The 17055-nt window shown below is 69.9% G+C and carries 14 protein-coding genes and 1 pseudogene; 9 read left to right on the top strand and 6 right to left on the bottom strand.

The annotated features are described in order from the left end of the window. Positions 1-27 precede the first annotated feature (27 nt). Positions 28-639 (bottom strand): translation initiation factor IF-3, encoded by a 612-nt coding sequence (infC, locus tag EV193_RS07000; RefSeq protein ID WP_130343182.1) that lies wholly within the window; start codon positions 637-639, stop codon positions 28-30. Positions 640-867: 228 nt separating this feature from the next. Here infC and EV193_RS06995 point away from each other — a divergent pair, with 228 nt between their 5' ends. From EV193_RS06995 to EV193_RS06980, 4 genes are all read left to right on the top strand, one after another. Next, entirely contained in the window at positions 868-1200 is a 333-nt protein-coding gene (locus EV193_RS06995; RefSeq protein ID WP_130343181.1) for a DUF1844 domain-containing protein, read from the top strand. 2 nt (positions 1201-1202) lie between these two features. Further along, positions 1203-2042, top strand: a complete 840-nt coding sequence (locus tag EV193_RS06990) for an aminoglycoside phosphotransferase/kinase family protein (protein WP_130343180.1) — start codon at positions 1203-1205, stop codon at positions 2040-2042. A gap of 62 nt (positions 2043-2104) precedes the next feature. After that, on the top strand, positions 2105-3448 hold the full coding sequence (locus EV193_RS06985) for a cation:dicarboxylate symporter family transporter (RefSeq protein ID WP_242613187.1): 1344 nt from the start codon (positions 2105-2107) through the stop codon (positions 3446-3448). 65 nt (positions 3449-3513) lie between these two features. Beyond that, entirely contained in the window at positions 3514-4908 is a 1395-nt protein-coding gene (locus tag EV193_RS06980) for a hypothetical protein (RefSeq protein ID WP_130343179.1), read from the top strand. On the opposite strand, the gene EV193_RS06975 is transcribed toward EV193_RS06980, so the two are convergent. Next, positions 4901-5359, bottom strand: coding sequence for an SRPBCC family protein (locus EV193_RS06975; protein WP_130343178.1), 459 nt, complete (start codon positions 5357-5359; stop codon positions 4901-4903). The two genes, EV193_RS06980 and EV193_RS06975, sit on opposite strands and share 8 nt — an antisense overlap. A 40-nt stretch (positions 5360-5399) precedes the next feature. Further along, positions 5400-6692 (bottom strand): phytase, encoded by a 1293-nt coding sequence (locus EV193_RS06970; protein WP_130343177.1) that lies wholly within the window; start codon positions 6690-6692, stop codon positions 5400-5402. Positions 6693-6838: 146 nt separating this feature from the next. On the opposite strand from EV193_RS06970, the gene EV193_RS06965 reads away from it, so the two are divergent. Further along, positions 6839-8314, top strand: coding sequence for a hypothetical protein (locus EV193_RS06965; protein ID WP_130343176.1), 1476 nt, complete (start codon positions 6839-6841; stop codon positions 8312-8314). Here the strand turns inward: EV193_RS06965 and EV193_RS06960 are convergent. Both EV193_RS06960 and uvrA read right to left on the bottom strand, forming a co-directional pair. After that, complete coding sequence (locus EV193_RS06960) at positions 8307-8882, bottom strand: Uma2 family endonuclease (RefSeq protein WP_130343175.1); 576 nt, start codon at positions 8880-8882, stop codon at positions 8307-8309. The genes EV193_RS06965 and EV193_RS06960 overlap by 8 nt on opposite strands. Positions 8883-8946: 64 nt before the next feature. Next, positions 8947-11826: an excinuclease ABC subunit UvrA gene (uvrA, locus tag EV193_RS06955; RefSeq protein ID WP_130343174.1), complete on the bottom strand. Its 2880-nt coding sequence runs from the start codon at positions 11824-11826 to the stop codon at positions 8947-8949. A 184-nt stretch (positions 11827-12010) separates the two neighbouring features. Here uvrA and EV193_RS06950 point away from each other — a divergent pair. Further along, positions 12011-12757, top strand: a pseudogene (locus tag EV193_RS06950) (maleylpyruvate isomerase N-terminal domain-containing protein); the annotation flags it as partial. Here the strand turns inward: EV193_RS06950 and EV193_RS06945 are convergent. Then, entirely contained in the window at positions 12688-13971 is a 1284-nt protein-coding gene (locus EV193_RS06945; RefSeq protein ID WP_242613186.1) for an acyltransferase family protein, read from the bottom strand. The pseudogene EV193_RS06950 and the gene EV193_RS06945 overlap by 70 nt on opposite strands. Positions 13972-14071: 100 nt before the next feature. On the opposite strand from EV193_RS06945, the gene EV193_RS06940 reads away from it, so the two are divergent. The 3 genes from EV193_RS06940 (at position 14072) to EV193_RS06930 (ending at position 17000) form a co-directional block, all read left to right on the top strand. Then, positions 14072-14752: an MBL fold metallo-hydrolase gene (locus tag EV193_RS06940; protein ID WP_130343172.1), complete on the top strand. Its 681-nt coding sequence runs from the start codon at positions 14072-14074 to the stop codon at positions 14750-14752. A 126-nt stretch (positions 14753-14878) separates the two neighbouring features. Next, complete coding sequence (locus EV193_RS06935; protein WP_130343171.1) at positions 14879-16324, top strand: serine/threonine-protein kinase; 1446 nt, start codon at positions 14879-14881, stop codon at positions 16322-16324. A gap of 43 nt (positions 16325-16367) precedes the next feature. Next, positions 16368-17000 (top strand): alpha-ketoglutarate-dependent dioxygenase AlkB, encoded by a 633-nt coding sequence (locus EV193_RS06930; protein WP_130343170.1) that lies wholly within the window; start codon positions 16368-16370, stop codon positions 16998-17000. Positions 17001-17055 lie beyond the last annotated feature (55 nt).

Here is a 17055-nt window from a genome sequence, read left to right as displayed (position 1 = left end):
TCGGCCGGATCTCCCCGGCCAGGATGGTTACTCCGTGGAGTCACCCGTCGGTGTCGTCGCCTTGGCCTTCGGCTTCACGTTCTTGTGCGGCGCCAGCACCATGATCATGTTGCGGCCGTCCTGCTTCGGCGAGGACTCGACGAAGCCGAGTTCGGCCACGTCGTCCGCCAATCGCTGCAGCAGCCGGAAACCGAGCTCCGGCCGGGACTGCTCGCGGCCTCGGAACATGATCGTCACCTTGACCTTGTTCCCGTGCTCGAGGAAGCGAACGACGTTGCGCTTCTTGGTCTCGTAGTCGTGGGAATCGATCTTCGGCCGGAGCTTCTGCTCCTTGATGACGGTGAGTACCTGGTTACGCCGGGACTCCCTGGCCTTCTGCGCGCTCTCGTACTTGAACTTGCCGAAGTCCATGAGCTTGCACACCGGGGGCCGTGCCTGGGGGGCGACCTCGACGAGGTCTAGATCCGCCTCCTGGGCCAATCGGAGCGCGTCCTCGATGCGGACGATTCCGACCTGCTCACCGTTTGGTCCGACAAGTCGGACCTCCGGCACCCGGATGCGGTCGTTAATACGTGTCTCGGAGCTGATGGGGCCTCCTCGGTCCGAGGTTGTTCGCCTGCGGCGACCCGCCACGAGCAATGCCCCAAAAGGTCTCCGACATGGCTCGAGCCCCTGTCGCCACAGTGGCGAAGGGGCCCTCGTCCATACCGGCCCAGCGTGATGCTGGGACTCCGCGACCACGGCGAACCACGATCACGGGACCGGACCCGGAAGCTGAGTACTGAATCGCTACTCGGGTGGGAGCGGGGCTCCACTTGCGGCCCCCGTACGGACGGGGGCTGGTCGCACATGACAGGGTAGCAGACCGTGAACGACCCCCAGACCGGCGCCGACGTCCGCGATCTCGGCGCGATCCCCAGCGTCGAGGTGATCAGCCGGGCGGCGCTGATGCTCATGTCCGCCGCCGCCGAACGGCTGGGCCTGTCCGAGTCGGGCGACCACCGCGACCTCGACGAGGCCCGCCGGCTGATCACCGCGCTCGCCGGCCTGGTGACCGCGGGCGGAGAGTACCTCGGCCCGCACGCCGCGCCGATCAAGGACGGCCTGCAGTCGCTGCAGCGTGCGTTCCGCGAGGAGTCCGCGGTGCCGGACGCGCCAGGTGCCGGGCCCGGCGAGAAGTACACCGGCCCAGTTTTCTAGGCGTGCCAACGGATTTCGGCACGCTGGCCGCGTTCGCGCGCCGCGCGACAGGCCCGTGCGAGGTGGTCGCCGACCACTCGTGGGACCACGGCGGCGCCGTTGTGCTGGAGCTCGCCGGCGAGGGTGGCCGCTGGTTCGCCAAGGCGCCGGCCAAGCGCCACCACTTCGAGCAGGAGACGCACGCCTACCGGCACTGGCTGTTCAATTTGGACGGTCTGGCGCCGTCGTTGGTCGCGACCGACGACGAACTGGCCGCGCTCCTGGTCACCGCCGTCCCCGGCCGGCTCGCGCTCGACGTCACCGACGACGCGGTCCACCGCCAACTCGGCGCACTGGCGCGGCGGCTGCACGACGGCGCTCCCCCGGCCACCGACGCCGGCTACCTCGACCGGGTCGCCGCCGGCCTGGACCGGTGGACCGCGCCGGCCCGCGCGCTGCTCGAGCCGCGCGAGATCGACTTCGCGCACGCGGTGATGGCCGACCTGCGCGAACTCGGGCCCGTCGAGGTGGTGCCCACGCACGGCGATCTCACTCTGCGCAACGCGGTGCTGGACGACGACGGCACGCTCCGGCTGATCGACTTCGCCCGCACCGAGCTCCGGGTCCCCGCGCACGACCTGGCCCGGCTGCGCACACGGGACCTCGACCAGGGCACCGATCTCCTGGACGCCGTGCTCGACGGCTACGGCCGCGCGCTGACCTCCACCGAGTGGCGGCTGCTCGACGGGCTCTGTGCGATCGACGCGCTCAGCACGGTCGCCTGGTCGCACCAGGTCGGTGACCGGCCGTTCGAGGAGCTCGGCCGGCGTACCCTCCGGTCTCTTGTGGACGGTGCACGGTAGGGGTCCCCAGTTGGTCAACTTCTCGCTACGGTGTGCCCCACACCACAGCCGAGGAGGTAACCGTGACCTATCCGGAGGTGCGGCCGCCCCGTAAGGACCGAACGCACTACCTGTACATCGCGGTCATCGTCGCGGTCGCGATCGGCATCGCGGTCGGGCTCCTCGCACCCGAGTTCGCCAAGGGCCTCAAGCCGATCGGCACCGCGTTCGTGAACCTGATCAAGATGATGATCAGCCCGATCATCTTCTGCACGATCGTGCTCGGCGTCGGTTCGGTGGCCAAGGCCGCCAAGGTGGGCAAGGTCGGCGGGCTGGCGATCGGCTACTTCCTGATCATGTCCACCGTGGCGCTGGTGATCGGCCTGATCGTCGGCAACATCCTGCACCCCGGCGAGGGCCTCTCGGTCGACAAGGACACCGAGAAGGCGGGCCAGGCGGAGGCCAAGGGCGGGCAGAACACGGTCGACTTCCTGCTCAGCATCATCCCGAAGACCATGATCTCGGCGTTCACGGCGGACAGCGTGCTGCAGACGCTGTTCATCGCGCTGCTCACCGGATTCGCGCTACAACGCCTGGGCGACAAGGGAAAGCCGATCCTGCGCGGCATCGAGCACATCCAGCGGCTGGTGTTCAAGATCCTCGCCATGCTGATGTGGGCGGCTCCGGTCGGCGCGTTCGGCGCGATCGCCGCGGTGGTCGGCCAGACCGGCGCGAGCGCGCTGCAGGGCCTGCTGGTGATCATGGTCGGGTTCTACGTCACCTGTCTGCTGTTCGTGTTCGTCGTACTCGGCCCGATTCTGTGGTTCGTCGCCAAGATCAACATCTTCACGCTGCTGCGCTACCTGGGCCGGGAGTTCCTGCTGATCCTGTCCGCGTCCTCGTCCGAGGTGGCACTCCCCCGGCTGATCGCCAAGATGGAGCACCTCGGCGTGAGCAAGCCGGTCGTCGGCATCACGGTGCCGACCGGGTACTCGTTCAACCTGGACGGCACCGCGATCTACCTGACCATGGCGACACTGTTCGTGGCCGAGGCGACCAACAGCCCGCTCAGTTTCGGTGAGCAGATCTCGCTGCTGGTGTTCATGATCATCGCCTCCAAGGGCGCCGCCGGTGTCACCGGAGCCGGGCTGGCCACGCTGGCCGGCGGGCTCCAGGCGCACCGGCCGGACCTGGTCGGCGGCGTCGGCCTGATCGTCGGCATCGACCGGTTCATGTCCGAGGCGCGATCGCTGACCAACTTCGCCGGCAACGCGGTCGCCACCGTGCTCGTCGGCAGTTGGACCAAGGAGTTCGATCGCGAGAAGGCGGCCGGCGTGCTGCGCGGCGACGACCCGTTCGACGAGTCGACGCTGGTCGACGAACACGGTGAAGAGCAAGGGGAAGCGAGCAAGCCGCCATCCGGGTGACCCGAGCATTACGAAAGGGCCTCGGGACTCGATTCACCTGACATGACCTCCGTACGGTGTCGGCCATGTCTTCGCCTGGCGACGAGCTCGCCGTGGAGTCCATAGTGGACAGTCGAGTCTCGCGGCAGGCGGTGATCGCGGCGTGTTTCGCCGCCGCGACCGTCGGCGCGTTGGTGAACGCGTCGTCCTCGGCGCTCGCGGTGCACCGGCTTGCCGGGATGAACCGGCCGGGCGGATCGGATATCGGTCTGTTCGGGTACCTCAGCGGGTCCGCCGCGGTGGCCACCGTGATCGGGCTCGTGGTGCTGCGCCTCGCCGCACACCGAGGCTGGCCGTGGCTGCTGGTGGCCGGCACGGTGCTCGGCATGCCGGCCACACTGACCGAGATCGACCCGACGATGTTCACCGAGGACCTCCCACTCGAGCTGGTGTACGTGACCGGCGGCGCGTCCCCCGCACTGGTCACCATCGGCCTACTGGGTGCCGCGACATTGTTGTGTCGCAACGGTTTCCCGCCGATCGGCGGGGCACTCGCCGGTGCGGTCGCCGGCGTCGCGTGGCTCGGCCTGACCGTGTTCGTGCACGCGTTCACCGGCACCGGCGGCTCGCTGGACACCCTGCACACGGTGCTCGCCGCGGTCAGCCTGGCCGGCGCGACCGGCGCGGTGGTGATCAACCGAGCACTCCCCCGTGCCACGGTCGGGCAACCACCGACCTGGCTGGTCGTCGCCGCCGCCTCGGTCGCGGCAGCGCTGCCGGTCGTGCTCGACCTGGTGCTGCGGCAGTCCGACCAGGTGGTGACGATCGGCGTCGCCGGCGTGGCGCTGCTCGTCGTGGCGGTGAGTCTGGCGGCTACCGCCGGCTCCCGCGCGGTGGTCGGCACGGCGGCCGTCGCGCTGATCAACGTCGGGCTGTTCACCCCGTTCGCGCTGGCCGCCGGTGGCATGCGCGGGCACCTCGATCTGATGTGGGTGTTCGCGCTCGTCGGTCTGCTGCTCGGGTGCGCGGCCGGCCTGAACCGGTGGCGCGCCTGGTACGGCGCCGGCGCGTGCGCGCTGCTGTCACTGATCCTGCTGGCCTTCACCGTCGGCGTCAGCACACCGCCGTCCGACGGCGATCCGTACCTGCCGTACGCCGTGCTGCTCAGCCTCGCCGTGTTCGCCGTGACGGCGAGCGTCGCCACCACCGGCGCCGCACTCGGCCCACGGTCGGTCGCGGCGCCGGTGATCGGCGCGTTCGCGGTGACCGCCCAGGTCGGGACGGCGTACGCGCTGAACCTGACGCAGATCGGCCAGACCGGCGAGGCCACCGTGTTCAACGGCGGCGAGGCGACACTGATCGCGGGCGCGTTGCTGCTCGTCGCCTGTGTGCTCGTGATGGGCGTCGGCAGCGGAACCGAACCGTCCACAGTGGACGATGACGAGGAGCCCGCCGGTCTGCCGGTGAACTCGGCTAACTAGGCGGGGCCAGGAGCGTCCGCAGTCCACGCCGCCCCTGGCGCATCATCAGCTCGTGGTTGACCAGCAGGGCCGGCCGCGCGATCAGGCCGAGGCGGCGCAGCAGCGGCTTGGTGACCTCGACGCCCTGGGTGAACACCAGCCGGGTGCCGTGCCCGCGCGGCTCGATCGTCCACCCGGCGTACCCGTCGAGGTCGCCGGTCAGCCGGGCGCGCAGCTCGCCCGCCGCCTTGTCCTTGCGCTCGTGGCTCGCCCGGAACACCAGGTCGTACGGCAGCACCGAGCGGCACACCAGCTCGGCCGCGTCCTCGGCGACCTGCCGGATCGAGCGGACCTGCGGCCACCACGCCGGGTAGGAGCCCAGGTCAGCGAGCACGTCGAACACCTCCGACGCGGACGCGCCGAGATCCCACTCGCTGCGGAACGAATAGTGATGCGGGAATCGTCCAGCCACGCCGCCAGTATGCCCGGGCTATGCTGAGGCTCCGCGCCGGTCAGCTGCCGAGCACGCAGGTCACCTCGTCCCAGCGCACGAACTTGAAGTTGGTGTTCGGCCGGGTCTCACCGCCGTCGGACACCGCAGGAGTGTTCTCCCCGTCGTGCACGACCAGCAGACCGTTCGGGAACGCCCGCCCGAGCGGTGCGGTGGTGACTGCGGCGCCGTCGCTGTGCTGGACGCCGTCGATCCGGTAACCGCGGCCGACTCGGAACCGGCCGGTCGCGGTGATCCCGGTGTCGGTGATCGCGAACGCGGAGAACGTGCTGTCGCCCTGGCTGGACGCGACCAGCGTGCGGGTCCCGTCACCGTTGTACGCCACGGTCAACCCCTCGGCGTCGGCGCTCAGCCGGGTGCCGGCCTCGGCCGCGGGCGGACCCGTCGGCACGCACTCCTCCTTCGTGGCGTCATACGTGGCCGGCTGGCCGAACTCGCGCACCCGCTCGACCAACTCCGGTGTGCCGAATCCGCCTGCCTGCAACGGAATCCGCCACACGCCCACGTCCTCCTGCGCCGCGTAGAGCACGTTCGCCACCCCGTCCACGACCATGCCCTCGACCTGTGGCCGCTCGCCCGGCTCGGCGCACGGCGTCCACTCGGCGCCGCCCACGGTGAACGTGGCCGGCAGGTCGATCTGAGCGCTGGGCACGTAGCCGATCTTGCCGGTCGAGTCCGAGCGCATCCGGAACACCGCCAGTCGGGTCTCGTGCCGCCGGCTGACCACGACGAACGGCGCGCCGCCCGCGGGGTCCGGCCACACCGTCGTCCCGTAGCCGGTGCGCTGTTCCTCCACCTCGGCCTCGGACGCGCTGAACAGCAGCCGGGGCGAGGCGGTGGTGATGTCGGTGAGAACGGCCGAGCCGGCGTCGGCGCCGCGCGGGTCGATGCCGTACACGCGCAGCCGGTCGCGGCCGCGGTCGGTGACGACCGCGATGTCCAGGACCCGATCGGCGAACCGCGCGCCCTGGATGATGTCGACGTTGTTGAACCGGCCGGCCGGCGGTGCGGCGATGTGCTGGAGCTGGCGGCCATTGAGTCCGACGACGGTGAGCCCGCCGTTCTTGAGGGTGCCGACCACGACACTGCGGTCGGGGTTGGTGGGGTGCACCCAGATCGCCGGGTCGTCCGCGTCGGCGTTGCCGCCAGGGTCGTCGTCGAAGTTGGGTGCGGTCTCGGTTCGCGGTTGGACCACCGGAAGCGCGTCCGCGCTCGCCGGTACGCCGCCGAGGACCGTTGACACCGCGGCGAGCGTGAGGGCGCTCGCCGCCGCGATCCGGCCGAGTCTGGCCATGGTGCCTCCCTGATCGGTGAGAGCCCAGCCTCGTGAGCGGTGATGTACACCGGCTGTCGGTGACGTGAACCACCGACGGAACAGCCGAGTGTCACGGATTGATCACTCACCCGCGGTGTCCGGCGCGGCCCGCTACGGTTCGCGTCGTGACCGCATCGATCGAGGCGCCCGCGCCTCGCCAGGACTCGACCGCGACGCTGCCCGTCGCGGCGGCAGCCATCGCCGGTGCCGTGGCCATCGCCTTCATCGGCGCTCCGCAGTCGTTCGCCCAGGGCCTGGTCGTCGGCCCCGAGCAGACCGACGTGGCCGACTGGCAGCTCCCGGTGTACATCGTCGGCGCGATCGTCACCGCCGTGGCGCTGCTGTTCGTCCGGCTGTGGCGATGGCAGTTGCCGCTGGGAGCGGTGGCGATCGTCGTCGGGTTCCTCATCGACCACCCGTCGTCGGACCGGCGCGGAGGACTGTTCTCGTTCCGGGGCGAGAAACCGGCGTTCGCCGACCAGATCGTGGTGACCTGCTTGAAGGCGGCCGGCGGCGCGCTGGTTCTGGTCGGGGTGCTCGCCGCGGTGCTGTACATCGTGCGGTCCAACCGCCGGTGGATCGCGGCACCCATCGTGGGACTGCTGGCGGCCGGCGGAGCCGGCGGCTCACAGGTCCTGCTCGGGCCGGCCGGCCGCTGGGAGACGCCCGCCATTCCGTTGGTCCTGCTCGTCGTGGCGGCGCTCGTCACCGTCGCACCGCTGCTCACGGTGCGCCAGGAAACGGTTGCGCCACAAGGGAATCCGGTCGCCGCGATCGTCGCCCTTCTACTGCCGCTGCTCACCACGGTGGTCGTGCTCGGCACGGACAAGCCCGTCACCGAGAGCACAGTCGGCAAGATCGCCGTGGTCGCGATGCTGGTGGCCGGAGTCGTGCTCGCCGCGGCGGCCGGCGTGCGCATGGCGCTGGCCGCCACCGCGCTCGGGCTCACGATCGCCGCCGTGTACCCGTTCCTGATCACGTTCGGCGTCGGCACCTTCTCGATGTCCGGACGCGACGACGACAGCGCCACCTGGGTGTACTGCGTGGTGGCGGTACTCCTCGGCGTGATCATCGGCGCGTTCCGCTTCCGGTCGCTGGTCGCGCCGGGCGTACTGGTCGGCCTGGCGGTCATCCTGGTCGTGCTCGTCGAGACGCAGACGAAATCGAGCGACACCCTCGGCAAGGTTCTCGCCGCGATCGGCCCGCTCGCGCTGGTGTGTGTCGCCACGGCGATCACGCCCAGCCGTCCGCGGCTGTCGAACTTCCCTCAGATAGCCGCGTTCACCACCGCGATCGCCGTCGCGGCCAGCGGCACCCTCACCGTGATCGGTGACTCGCTGATGAAGGTGCGGGTCGACGTCGGAGCGCCCGGCGAGGAGCCGGTGCGCCAGGACGACACGGCCGGCCTGGTGATCTACTGCACGGTGCTGACCATCGCGGCCGCTCTGCTCGTCCTGCTGTACTTGCGTGACCGGCGGGACGAGGCGACACCGGAACCCGGTGCGCCGCAACAGGATTCGCCGTCCGACGGGTTCGCCGTGCAGGAGGTCGGCCCCGGCGCCCAGCCCCACGACGACGAGGAGCGCCCGCCGCTCAGTTGAGCGCGTCGAGGTCGATCGTGATCTCGAACGGCTCCACCGCGCGGAAAGTGCCCGAGTGCTCGCCACCCTCGAGGTAGCCGAACTCGTCCGCGAGATGGAAGGTCGCAAGCGACGCGGGCTCGCCGAGGTCGATGATCCAATAGTGCGGGATTCCGGCGTCCGCGTACTCCCCGCGCTTGATCACATAGTCCATGCGCTTGGAGCCAGGAGACACGATCTCCACCGCCAGGACGACGTCGGCAGCGCAGAGCAATCCGCCTTGGTTTCGAACTCGATCAAGCGCCGAGCCCCTGATCACGGCAAGGTCCGGCCTGCGCGCGAACCCTGGATCGTCCGCAGGCACGAGTTCAAGATCTATATCCGTGTCCTGGATCGCACGCAGGTCGGGCGGCAGTTGTGGTCGCACCTGGAAGAACAACTCGCCCGATGCGATGTTGTGGTCGGGCGCCGGGCTCGGCGACATGACGAGAACGCCTTCCTGCAGCTCATAGCGGACGGTCTCGTCCTCGCCGAGTGCGGCGAATTCGGCGACCGTCAGCAGATGCGGCGGCTGGGGAAGAGCAGTCACATCGCCTCCTGGTGTCACGCTGAGTCTCGCACAAGGCACCGACAATCACGGTGCGGCACGCCACTCAGCCGACGGCGGCCTTGGTGGGCGAGTCCAGCACGTGGTGCAGGAACTGGCCGGTGTAGCTGGCCTCGACGTCCAGCAGTTCCTCCGGCGTGCCCTCGGCGATCACCATGCCACCGCCGGAACCGCCCTCCGGCCCCATGTCCACGATCCAGTCGGACGTCTTGATCACGTCCAGGTTGTGCTCGATGACGATGACCGTGTTTCCCTTGTCCACCAAGCCGTTGATCACGCCGAGCAGCTTGCGGATGTCCTCGAAGTGCAGGCCGGTGGTCGGCTCGTCCAGGATGTACACGGTCTTGCCGGTGGACCGCTTCTGCAGCTCGGAGGCCAGCTTCACGCGCTGCGCCTCACCGCCGGACAGGGTCGGCGCCGGCTGACCGAGCCGCACGTACCCGAGGCCGACGTCCACCAGCGTCTTGAGGTGCCGGTGGATCGCCTTGATCGGCTCGAAGAACTCGGCCGCCTCCTCGATCGGCATGTCGAGCACCTCGGCCACGGTCTTGCCCTTGTAGTGGACCTCCAGCGTCTCCCGGTTGTACCGCGCGCCCTTGCACACCTCGCACGGCACGTACACGTCGGGCAGGAAGTTCATCTCGATCTTGATCGTGCCGTCGCCGGCGCACGCCTCGCAGCGGCCTCCCTTGACGTTGAAGGAGAAACGGCCCGGTTGGTAGCCGCGCACCTTCGCCTCGGCGGTCGCCGCGAACAGCTTGCGGACGTGGTCCCACACCCCGGTGTAGGTCGCCGGGTTCGACCTCGGCGTCCGCCCGATCGGCGACTGGTCCACCTTCACCAGCTTGTCCACCTGGTCGAGCCCGCGAATCCGGGTGTGCCGGCCCGGCACCTGCCGCGCGCCGTTCAGCTTGTTCGCCAGCACCGTCGCCAGGATGTCGTTGACCAGGGTCGACTTTCCGGAGCCGGACACGCCGGTCACCGACACCAGGCAGCCGAGCGGGAACGACACGTCGATGTCGCGCAGGTTGTTCTGCCGGGCGCCGACCACGGTGAGCTGGCGCTTGCGGCTGATCGGCCGGCGCAGCGGGGGAACCGGAATCTCCTTGCGCCGCGCCAGATACGCGCCGGTGAGCGACTCCTTGCTCTTCAACAGCTGCTTGAACGGTCCACTGTGGACAATCTTGCCGCCGTGCTCCCCCGCGCCCGGCCCGATGTCCACCACCCAGTCCGACGCGCGGATCGTGTCCTCGTCGTGCTCCACCACGATCAGCGTGTTGCCCAGGTTCTTCAACCGGGTCAGCGTCTCGATCAGCCGGTGGTTGTCCCGCTGGTGCAGGCCGATCGACGGCTCGTCGAGCACGTACAGCACGCCGACCAGACCAGAGCCGATCTGGGTGGCCAGTCGGATCCGCTGCGCCTCGCCGCCGGACAGGGTCGCCGACGCGCGATCCAGCGACAGGTAGTCGAGCCCCACGTCGAGCAGGAACCGCAGCCGCGCCTGGATCTCCTTGAGCACCGCGCCGGCGATCATCGACTCGCGCTTGCCGAGCTTGAGCCCGTCCAGGAAATCCGAGCACTCCCTGATCGACAGCGAGGACACGTCCGCGATCGAACGGTCCACCTTGTCCTTGTGCGCCAACGTGACCGCGAGGATCTCCGGCTTGAGGCGGCTGCCCTGGCACGCGGGGCACGGCACCTCGCGCATGTAGCCCTCGTACCGCTCGCGCATGTACTCCGAGTCGGTCTGGTCCAGGCGCCGCTCCAGGAACGGGATCACGCCCTCGTAGTTCGCGTAGTACGAGCGCTCGCGGCCGTAGCGGTTCTGGTAGCGCACGTGCACCTGGTCGGCGATGCCGTGCAGGACCGCCTTCTGCGCCTTGGCCGGCAGCCGACGCCACGGCGTGTCCATCCGGAATCCGACGGCCTGCCCGAGCGAGGTGAGCAGCCTGGTGAAGTAGTCGGAGGTCTGGCCGCCGGCCCACGGTGCGATCGCGCCGTCGCCGAGCGACATCTCGTCGTCCGGCACGACCAGCTCCGGGTCGACCTCCTTCTTGATGCCCAGACCCGAGCAGATCGTGCACGCGCCGTACGGCGAGTTGAACGAGAACGACCGCGGCTCAAGGTCCTCGATCGCCAGCGGGTGCCCGTTCGGGCAGGCCAGGTTCTCCGAGAAGCCGCGGCGCCGGCCGTGGTCGTGCTCGTCGAGGTCGACGAAGTCCAGCTCCACCAACCCGTCCGCGAGCCGCAGCGCGGTCTCGATCGAGTCGGTCAGCCGCTGCTTGGCGGTCGGCTTCACGGCGAGCCGGTCGATCACGACCGCGATGTCGTGCTTCTCCTGCTTCTTCAACGTCGGCGGGTCGGTGAGCTGGTGCACCGCGCCGTCGACCAGGGCGCGCGAGTAACCCTGCGACTGGAGCTGGGAGAACAGGTCGACGTACTCCCCCTTGCGCCCGCGCACGATCGGCGCGAGCACCTGGAACTTGACGCCCGGCTCCATCGCCAGCACCTGGTCGACGATCTGCTGCGGGGTCTGCTTGCTGATCGCCTCGCCGCACTGCGGGCAGTGCGGCTTGCCGGCGCGCGCGTAGAGCAGCCGCAGGTAGTCGTAGACCTCGGTGATCGTGCCGACCGTCGAGCGCGGGTTGCGCGAAGTCGACTTCTGGTCGATGGAGACCGCGGGCGACAGACCCTCGATGAAGTCCACGTCCGGCTTGTCCATCTGGCCGAGGAACTGGCGCGCGTACGCGGACAGCGACTCGACGTAGCGCCGCTGCCCCTCGGCGAAGATCGTGTCGAACGCGAGGCTCGACTTGCCGGAGCCGGACAGACCGGTGAAGACGATCATGCTGTCGCGCGGGAGGTCGAGGTCCACACCGCGCAGGTTGTGCTCGCGGGCGCCGCGAACCACGAGACGATCGGCCACTGGTGTCCCTTCGGTACTGGTACTTCAGGTGAGAACTGGCGAGACGAACACAGCCGCGAACCATGCTATGTCCGGCCACCGACAATTCCGGACGCCCCCGTCGACCGAGAGGCGAATGGGCCCTACCCCTCCGTAGCCGAACCGGCCTACCCTGGATCTCACCGCACACACGAAATCGGTACAGATGGACCACTACGTCGGGGATGCCGCCATGACCGGATCAAGCACGTCACCGCGCACTCTCACCGGTGACACGGTACCCGCGCCGCGCGACCACGAGAGCAGGGCCGCGCTGGACAGGGCAACCGAGACCCTGGCCGCCGTACGCGTGGCCGACGCCGCGCTGCACGACGCGGTCGCGGACCTCGACGACCGCGGCGCCCACACGCCGAGCCGCCTGCCCGGCTGGACCAGAGGGCACGTGATCACCCATCTGGCCCGCAACGCCGACGCGCTGGTCAACCTGCTGACCTGGGCGCGCACCGGTGTGGAGCATCCGATGTACGCCAGTGCCGCCGACCGGGACGCCGACATCGAGGAAGGCGCCGACCGCCTCGCGCAGATCCTGCACGAGGACCTGCTCGCCTCGACTCAGCGGTTCGACAACGCCGCCCACGAGATGACCGGCTCGCAGTGGCTCGCCACCGTGGCGCACCGCTCGGGCACGCAGTTCCCGGCCTGGCGGGTGCCGGGCATGCGTCACCTCGAGGTCTGGGTGCACCTGGTGGATCTCGATCTCGGCGTCACGTTCGCCGACATTCCGGCCGACCACCTGGAACGGGTGATCGACAACGCGCTCGGGATGCTCGACGCCCGCACCACGTTGCCGGCGCTGCGGCTGGAGGTCGACCTGGACGGCCGTCAGCGCGTGTGGGACCTGGCGAACGACGGCGATTCGGCCTCGGTCGGCGGCACCGGAGCGGACGTGCTCGCGTGGCTGACCGGCCGCGCGGACGGCACCGCGCTCACCGGCACCCTGCCGGTCCTGCCCTCCTGGGGCTGACGCGGGATCGCCGGCCGCCTGCGCTCGCCGGTGAGCAGGCGGAACACCGGCCGCTCGACCGCGACCGTGAGCAGCCACCCGGCCAGCACCGACGCGGTGACCAGCACGAGCAGCCGCGTCCACGGATCGAGACCTTCGCCGACCAGCAGCCGGTCCAGCACGTACCCCAGCTCCTGGTGCACGAGGTAGACGCCGAACGAGATCCCGGCCAGCCACTGGATCGGCCGCGCGAGCCACCGCAGCGGACCGGCGCGCCAGTCGGGACCGCGAGCCGCCGCGCAGATCAGCACCACGGCGATGCCGACGGCGACCGTCGACTCGAGGTCGGTCCAGTACGCGTGCGCGTCGTGCGCCACCAGCGCGGACAGCAGCAGCGCGATCAGGTGCAGGTGTGACATCCGCCGCTTGGACCACAGGTAGATCGCGATACCCATGGCGAACAGGTGCACCCGGTTGAGGGCCAGCCCGTCGAACAGCGACCGCACCCACTGCGGCGAGGTGTCGTAGTACAGCGTGAAGCGCAGCGCCAGCGGCACGATCAGCAGGCTCCACAGCAGCACCGGCAGCCCGCGGCCGCGCAGCCACTTGCGCGGCCAGAGCATCGCGGCCAGCGTGAACGCGATCAGTTGCACCGGGAGCGTCCAGTACGACGCGTCGATCCAGTGGTAGGTCGGCGACCAGCCCTGCACCATCAGCAGGTTCACCCACAGGTCGCGCTCGTCCGGCTCGTACCAGGGCGGCACCTCGGCATCCCCGCCGTCGCCGAACGGCCCGCCGAGGAACTGCCCCATCGTGTGACCCTGGTCGTTGAAGATCGGCACGACCAGGCTCAGCACCAGGTAGGTGATCACCACGGCCGCCAGGTACGGCGGGAGCAGCCGCGCCACCCGGCGCCACCACCAGCGACCCGCCGAACCCTTGCGGACGGTGACGCACACGAAGTACGCGGAGATCACCAGCAGCGCGCTGGCGCCGAACATCCAGGGCAGCTTCACCGGGAACTCGCCCAACTCCGGGTGGATGATCGGGCCCAGATGGGTGAAGTGCTGCAGCACCACGGCGAACACGGCCAGCACGCGCAGGAGGTCCCAGCTGATCCGGCGTGCGGACCGCGGCGCGTTCTCCATCGGTGTGGTGGTCACAAGCTCGCAGTGATCGAAGGGACACGGGGTGCGTTGCCCCCTCACCGTAGGGGGCCAACCTGTGAGCTCGCTGAACGGCACGCGCGATAACGTTTGACGTGTGGACGTCGTCGAGAACTACACCGGGCATGTCGAACCGGGGGGCGCGGCGACGCGCAGGACCCTGGACCATCTGACGATCACCAAGGTGTCCGTCGGGAAGATGGACAACAACGCGTACCTGTTGGTGTGCAAGGAAAGCCGCGAAGCGCTGCTGATCGACGCGGCGGCCGACCCGCAGCGGTTGTCCGAGCTGATCGGCTACGGCCAGGATCGCCCGACGCTGCGCACCATCGTCACCACGCACCAGCACCAGGACCACTGGCAGGCGCTCGGCGCGACCGCCGGCGCGAACGGCGCGAACACCGTGGCGCACGCCGCCGACGCCGAGCCGCTGCCGGTCCCGCCGGACTGGTTCGTGGAGCACGGTGACACCGTGCCGGTGGGCCGGTGCGAGCTCGAGGCGATCCACCTGCGCGGCCACACACCCGGCTCGATCGCGCTGCTGTACCGCGATCCGGGCGGCCACCCGCACCTGTTCACCGGCGACTCGCTGTTCCCCGGTGGAGTGGGCAACACGTTCGGCTCCAAGGAGAACTTCGCCACCCTGATCGACGACGTGGAGCAGCGGATCTTCGACGTGCTCCCGGACGACACGTGGTTCTACCCAGGTCACGGCGACGACTCCACGCTCGGGGCCGAACGGCCCAAGCTCGGTGAGTGGCGCGCCAGAGGCTGGTGAACCAGCGACCGTTACCCTCGATCGGAGTCGGGGCCGACGGTGAACGACGAAGGGACGTGACTCATCGAACCGGGGCTACTGGTCGCCGGACGCTATCGGGTGCAGGAGTCGATCGGCACTGGCGCGATGGGTGTCGTATGGCGCGCGCGGGACGAACTGCTCGGCAGAACGGTCGCGTTGAAGCAACTGTTGATCCGCCCGGGGCTGACCGACGAGCAGGCGGATCGGGTGCGGGCTCGGGCGATGCGCGAGGCTCGGATCTCGGCGCGAATCCAGCATCGCAACGCGGTGTCCATGTACGACGTTGTCGAGCACGACGGCGACCCGTGCCTGGTGATGGAGCACCTCGCGTCGCGAAGCCTGTCCGCGGTGCTCACCGAGCGGGGCCCGCTCCCGCCGCGTGAGGTCGCCGGGATCGGCGCGCAGGTCGCGGGCGCGCTGGCCGCCGCGCACGCGGTCGGTGTTGTGCACCGCGACGTGAAGCCGGGCAACATCCTGATCGGTGACAACGGCTCGGTGAAGCTGACCGACTTCGGCATCTCGCGCGCTCAGGACGACGGGACGGTGACGCACTCCGGCCTGTCCGCCGGCACGCCGGCCTACCTGGCGCCGGAGATCGCGAAGGGTGAGGAGCCGGGTTACCCCGCGGACGTGTTCTCGCTCGGCGCGACGCTGTACCACGCGGTCGAGGGCGCGCCGCCGTTCGGCACCGACGCGAACCCGCTGCGGCTGCTGCACGCGGTCTCCTCCGGCAAGGTCACGCCTCCGTCGAGGGCCGGCGAACTGTCCGGCGCGCTCACCAAGCTGCTGCGCGTCGAGCCGACCGAGCGCCCGAGCATGGCGCAGACGGCTGCGCTACTGGAGACTTTGCCGGCCGAGACGCAGGTACCGGTGCCGGCCGCGTGGCCCGTGCCGCCACCCGCCGCTGCAGCAGCCGCCCCGGTCGCACCCGCGCCCGCTGTCGGCCCGTCCACGATGAACTTCCCAGCGCCGGCAGCACCGGCACGGCCGCCGAGGTCCGGCCCGAACCGCCGGATTCTGGTGATCGCGGCTGTTCTGCTGCTCGTCGCCGCCGGTGTGATCGCCGTGCTGCTCACCCGCGAGAAGGACGCAGGCACGGCCACGGCGGCCAGCACTCCCTCGTCGGCGGCGGCGCCACCGCCACCTCAGACGACCAGCGCTCAGCCGACGACGACCGCGCCGACGCCGGTCGCAGGCAAGATCGACTGGGCCGAGGCGGGCAGACTGGTGATCGCCTACTACAACAGCCACAGCGACCAAGCCAAGCGCTGGTCGATGCTGTCCTCCCGGGCACAGAGCCAGGTCGGCGGCCAGCAGGCGTTCATCTCGTGTACCGCGCAGTTCACCGACGTCAGCGCCCGCAACGCCTACGGCGTGACCCCGAACGCGGACGGCTCGGTGACCGTGCCGGTCGACGTCACGCACAAGACCGCGACCGGCGGCAGTGCCGAGAAGCGGTCGCTGGTCGTGACCAGGGAGAACGGCCAGCTGGTGATCGACGCCGACACCGGTAGCGCGCCGTGCGGGATCCCGCCGAAGAGCTACGGCTGAGGTTCACTCGAACAGGCGTTCGAATCTGTTGTAGAGTGACGCCATGTCGATCGCACTGCAGGGCTCGCTGCTCGACCTGGACGGCGAGGGCCGGGCCGAACTCGGCCCGCTGACCGCCGTCGAGCGCACCACGCTCGGCGACGGCGCGTGGGTCGACGTCTTACCCGGCTGGCTGCGCGGCGCCGACGCGCTGTTCGAACGGCTGGTCGCCGACGTGCCGTGGTACGCGGAACGTCGCCAGATGTACGAGCGAGTCGTGGACGTTCCGCGCCTGCTCTGCTTCTACGACGAGCACGATCCACTCCCCGCCCCGGTGCTCGTTGACGCGCGCTCGATGCTGAGCCGGCACTACGCGGCCGAGTTACGCGAGCCGTTCCGCACGGCCGGCCTGTGCTACTACCGCGACGGCCGGGACAGCGTCGCCTGGCACGGCGACACGATCGGCCGCGGCCGCACCGAGGACACGATGGTCGCGATCGTGTCGGTCGGCGCCCCCCGCGCGTTGTTACTCCGGCCGCGCGGCGGTGGTCGGGTCGTGCGGTACGCGCTGGGCCACGGCGACCTGATCGTCATGGGCGGCTCGTGTCAGCGCACCTGGGAGCACGCCGTGCCGAAGACGGCCAGGCCCGTCGGTCCTCGGATCAGCATCCAGTTCCGGCCGAGAGGAGTTCGGTGACCAGGTCGTGTCTGATGGATCTCGGCGCGAAGACCGCGACCATGGATCCGTCAGA

The organism is Herbihabitans rhizosphaerae (assembly GCF_004216555.1).
In the GTDB taxonomy this organism is placed as follows: Bacteria; Actinomycetota; Actinomycetes; order Mycobacteriales; family Pseudonocardiaceae; genus Herbihabitans; species Herbihabitans rhizosphaerae.
This window is presented reverse-complemented; position numbering and strand designations above follow the sequence as displayed.

Bases quoted from the DNA above. Each gene is read 5' to 3' on its own strand.
- EV193_RS06980 (WP_130343179.1), top strand. From the start codon at position 3,514: ATGTCTTCGCCTGGCGACGAGCTCGCCGTGGAGTCCATAGTGGACAGT.
- EV193_RS06970 (WP_130343177.1), bottom strand. From the start codon at position 6,692: ATGGCCAGACTCGGCCGGATCGCGGCGGCGAGCGCCCTCACGCTCGCC.
- EV193_RS06935 (WP_130343171.1), top strand. From the start codon at position 14,879: ATGGGTGTCGTATGGCGCGCGCGGGACGAACTGCTCGGCAGAACGGTC.
- EV193_RS06930 (WP_130343170.1), top strand. From the start codon at position 16,368: ATGTCGATCGCACTGCAGGGCTCGCTGCTCGACCTGGACGGCGAGGGC.